A 4754-nucleotide genomic window follows, 5' to 3' on the forward strand; every position below is an offset into this window, starting at 1 on the left:
CGCCAACTCCCTGCTCGCCGCCTTCATCGAGCAGAGGGACCTTGTAGACCAAAAGCTGGTATTACGGGTGATCCAGGACCTGAACGGCAACTGAAACGTCATCCACCCGCTGGCTGCCCCTTGGGCAGCCTTCTTCGTGGCCCGAAAAGGTTATCTCAATCCGAGACGAGTCGGTCAAAACAATGTGAGACGGTACATCCCGGACGTAGCACACGCCTCGCCAATCGTGATCTATCTCACCCTCACCTCACGAACTTGATTACCGACCCCACCTCACCGCCCTACTCCTATCCCAAACCACGTGCTCGTTCCGTTCTGGAGGCAGTAGCTCACTTGGTCGGTGTGCTCCCGTATTGCGCCGGGCCGATCGTCTGCAGCATTGCTTTGACGGGAACGCTCTCCTCAATATCAAAATCCCCCAGCCTGATTGTGGCGTCTGCGATGTACACCAGGCGGTTCGGGTCGAGGGCCCGTCCGTGGACCACGTGGATGCAGGGGCTGGTCAGCGCGTGGGTCACCAGGTAGAGGTAGAACCGGTCGCGGCATTCGCCAAGGAAGGCCTGGCGTAACGTAGCAGATCGGATGTAGAACGGCCCCTCTTCCCGGGCCCCCTTCACTTCAACCAACCGCAATGATCCGTCAGGCTCTACCGATCTGAGGTCGTACCCCTGGCCCCGCTCCGGTTCCGGCACAAGCCCCAGACCCTTGGACGGGTCAACATCTCGGCCGTGAGCCCGTTCATACAGCAAGGAGGCCGTGGCTGCCACACGCTCAATCCACCTGGCCTCCTCTTTGAGCGTTCGCGCTCCGACACCCAAACTTGACAGGAAGCGCACCCAACCACCCAACTCGCCCGGGTCGGAGGCCAACTCGGGGCTCACATACTCCGCCGCCGCCTCGCCCGCTACCAAATACAATAGGCCGTCGATGAACAGCTGCTCCAAGTCGATCTCGGGTTGAAACTCGGACGGGAAGAGCAACTGGTCCGGCGGCAGCCAGGCACCGCTCTTGGCGGGAAGGGTCACAAAGTCCTTCAGATCATCGGCATTCACCTCGTTTCGCTCCCACATGGCTTTGAGGCGGACCAGCAAGCCCAGACGCTCTTCGCGGGGAGTACCAGACCACTCCGCTCTGAGTGAGGGAAGTAGTCTCTTTTGAATCTCTTCCCTGATCTGGTAGTCCGACGGTGGCTTCACCCCAAGAAACTCCAGGAACTGCCTGGGTGGACCGGAGGCAAGAAGCGGGTGTACGTATGCGAGCGTGCTTGGCAAGTGCTCTTCCCGAGCATCTGGCTTGAAATAGACAACCCCCAATGGCTGTGCTTCACCGCTTTCGGTGAGCACAATGGGTGCGTCGCCAAGGTAATCGCGCCACGTCCTCGCTACCCAGAATTCCTGCGAGTATGAGTGTAAGAGCTCGAGAAGCCGCCTGAAGAAACCTACATCCCTTGCAGCCGCCCTCTCCTTCAGGTAACTCTCTCCCTGTGCACTTCTCAGGAACCCGCCATGTCTCTGTACGAGACCGTCAACCTGCGTTATGGTACGGACACCTGAGGGTACACCCAGCCCGCTTACCAGCGGCTTTCGCCCGTACAGACGCTCCAGGTGGGACGGGGGAACGAGAAACTCCACAGACAAGTCGCCGGGGGTCAAGTAGAGGGCAGACCCCGGTTTCACCCAACTGCCGTCGTAGGCAGGCAACATGATGTCTCGTTCCATGAATTCGGCCAGCCCTGCCTTAAGGTGAATTGCGAAGAAGCCCTCACCCCTTGGCTCTTCGGGCCACAGCACCTCGAGCGCCCGCGTTCTCCGCTGCTCATGCAACAACAGGTAGTGCGACGCCAGCTTGATCAACTCGAGGACTTCCCCAGCCACCCACTGATTCCACACGCTGTCCTGCCGGACGGTCTCCCTACCGTGAGAGGTAAGGAAGTCAGCCTGGATGATGAACTTCAGACCAGTTCTTTCCTCGCGGAGGGGCAGGAAACTGAAAACCCCCATGTGAGCGGTACCGACCACGGGGTCAAGCTGCCCGTCTTCGGCAAGCTTGAAGGCCAATATCACTTCCCGTGTCCTCACTCCACCGCGATTCCACGCACGGGTCACCGGATCGGCTCGCACCTCGGGGGGCACATGGCACCGGCGGGACATCACCAGCCACCTCTCCTGGGCCACCCCCTCTTGCGTCTCCTCCGAAAGAAGGAAGACTCTTTCGGCCAGTCCGGTGTCTTCCCTGAAGGTCGTCTCACCCAGTTGACTCCTTTCCACCAAACGCCTGACGCCGCGCTCTTCGTCTATCAGTTCCAAGCGCGACAGATTTTTCAGGAAAAGGAGAACGCGGCGGTTGAGCTTGGCCGGGTTCATCTCGTCACGCAAAGTCTCTGAGATCTCAAGCCCCTTAAGTGGAAGGACAAACCGAGTTGTCCAGGGACCCGGAAGTGGTTCGGGCGGCAGCGTGACAGGTACAATCTGCCAGGGGAAATTCTCTGGCCAGCAGTCGCGTCGGAAGGTAAAGTGGTAGGGGCCGGAATGAATCTCTGGTCGCTCAGATACGAGAAACACAGACTTGAATCCGACGCCCAAGTAGCCGATGTACCCCTCAGGCTTTTTCCACGACCGGCCAATGCTGCATACTGAGTCCACATCTTCCGCCGCAAAGGGCCTACCATCGTTCAGGATCTCTACCGTATCAGGCCCCAAGCGTACGGCCATGTAGCGCGAGCAGGCATCATCGGCGTTCTGCATAAACTCATAGAGGTAGTGACCACGGCGTGAGAACTCCCGTTCAACCGTAGCCAGTGACCCAGTTAGGGCATCACGGACCCGTCCCGCAGCCTGCTCGTATTCGCTGCGGATCAGGCTAAGATGCTGGTCCGCCTGGTCTTGTGAGATTCGCCCTCTCATTCCACCGCACCCCCTCGGGATCGAACCCGGACTGGCACCCACGCGAGCGGCCAACAGGATCATCCTGGGCAGGAACCGCCACCCGGCCACGCTTCACCGGGCGAGCACGCCCCGTGCGCTCACGCCCACGGGCAGATGCGGCCCACGTCGCAAAGCCCCGGACAGCCTTCGGCGCCCGGGCGGAACGCCCGGTTGCAAATCCCATGGACGCCCCCTGGCCAGGGCCTCGGCCTGTGCCATCGCGGAATCTCCCACGTTCACGGAGGCCACCCGGTCCTCCATTACGGCATAGATCCGTGCACCGGTAACTGGTTAGCCGAGCTTGCCATGCTCTAAAGCGTAAAGTCACAGTCGGAGCGCGGCCTCGCGCTCCGCGCGGTCGTCGTCCTGGGCCGTCTTACCGTCCGGAAATTCCCCTGCCGAACCACCACCGAGGCGACCACATCCGCCTTATCGGGCTACGGAGGTGAGGCATCTCCTACTGCGCAGTGGCACTCGGTGCCCCCTTTCAGTCCCTCCATCGGGTCTAGCACCCAAGCGACCCGCGACGCTGACACGCTCCTCAGCACAGGGATTGCCAACTTACCGCCAGTTACCACAGCAACCCAGGCATCGTGGTTCCCGAGGCTGAGTTGCGCGAGATGGGACCATTTGGTGCGGATAACCCGACTTAATCCGGCGTTGGGACAGGAACAGCACCCTCGGACAGCAGCTGACCTGGGGCTCGAAACCGCAGCTAGGGCCGACTCCTTGGCGTTGTTGCATCGTCGATGCCGCCCATAGTTGCTCCACCGCTATGCCAAGCGGCTGGCCACGGCCTGCGAGCAAGGCAGGTCCCATAGCGCTTTCTTCGTGGTGCGATTCCAGGTTACGTCCGTTTCTCGTGCTACCCACATTATATCACGGGGGTTCGAGGGACCGCCACCATCAACCCTCTGCTTTCCCCGGCTTTCGTGACCACGTCAGCGCCCAGGAGGAAGGGGCTGCGGACACGTCGTTCCAAGACATCAAGGAGGTCCATGCGATTTCGTCCCCGATTCTTCGCAGTGTGATGTCACCCAAGGAGCCCGGGTTACAGCAGCCTGCGGACTTGGACGAAAGCTTCGGCTGCGGGAAGACCCACTGTGGCGCCGCGGGGCCTGGCGAGGTGAGTGACTGCCTCGACGGATCTCTCGTGGGGAGACTGCTTCAACTGCGTCGAGTACGCTTTGAGTTCTTCATGCCGCTCCGCGGCGCCACCGGGGATGAAAATCTCGTGCGAATGCGGTACGCTGGTTGCAATCGCTGGTTGAGAAGGCCGGGTTGCCTTGGTGCCAAGAGCCCGTCTTTGAGTTTAGCCTGGGTGCCACCTCTCACGCCATAGGAGCGCGCCTCTAGCGCTGCCGTTTCGGTAAGGGCCAACAGGCCAGGCACCCGGGCCATCGGGGAGGGAGGCTGGCGCAGGTGCGGCTGCTGTGCAACCGGGTCCCGCCACTGGCGTGGACGGCCGTGATCTTCTGGGGTTCGTCCACGCCGGGTCTGCAAGCCACGCCGGTGGCCCTGCTCGTGCTGGATCGCCTCGCCGTACTGCCCGGCCTGGATGCAGTCGGCCCGTTCGTCCGGACGCTCCTCTCGTCGCCCGGCGCGGAACTGTTCCTCGGCAAAACAGCACACATCGTGGAGTTTGCCATCCTGGCCTACCTCGTGACCAGAGCCCTCTGCACCCCGCATCCCCGCCGCACCGGCTACGACCGGCATCCAGTACCCCTGGCCGGCGCACTCTCCCTGGCATACGCTGTTACCGATGAACTCCACCAACACTTCGTGCCGGGGCGCTCCTGCCGGTTCGAAGACGTGCTCATCGATGCTGCG

General features: G+C 61.5%; 2 protein-coding genes. One reads left to right on the forward strand and one right to left on the reverse strand.

Annotated elements, in window-relative coordinates:
- Positions 1 to 329: 329 nt before the first annotated feature.
- A complete protein-coding gene (locus AB1609_15700) occupies positions 330 to 2903 on the reverse strand; it encodes a DUF3883 domain-containing protein (GenBank protein ID MEW6047896.1) in 2574 nt (857 codons plus the stop codon).
- A 1443-nt stretch (positions 2904 to 4346) separates the two neighbouring features.
- On the opposite strand from AB1609_15700, the gene AB1609_15705 reads away from it, so the two are divergent.
- Positions 4347 to 4754, forward strand: a 408-nt coding sequence (locus AB1609_15705; GenBank protein ID MEW6047897.1) for a VanZ family protein, incomplete at its 3' end; no start/stop codon positions are given.

The sequence above is a fragment of the Bacillota bacterium genome (genome assembly GCA_040754675.1).
Taxonomy (GTDB): domain Bacteria; phylum Bacillota; class Limnochordia; order Limnochordales; family Geochordaceae; genus Geochorda.

What these genes read in the sequence shown, in the direction of transcription:
- AB1609_15700 (MEW6047896.1), bottom strand. Translation starts at nt 2,903, where the DNA reads ATGAGAGGGCGAATCTCACAAGACCAGGCGGACCAGCATCTTAGCCTG.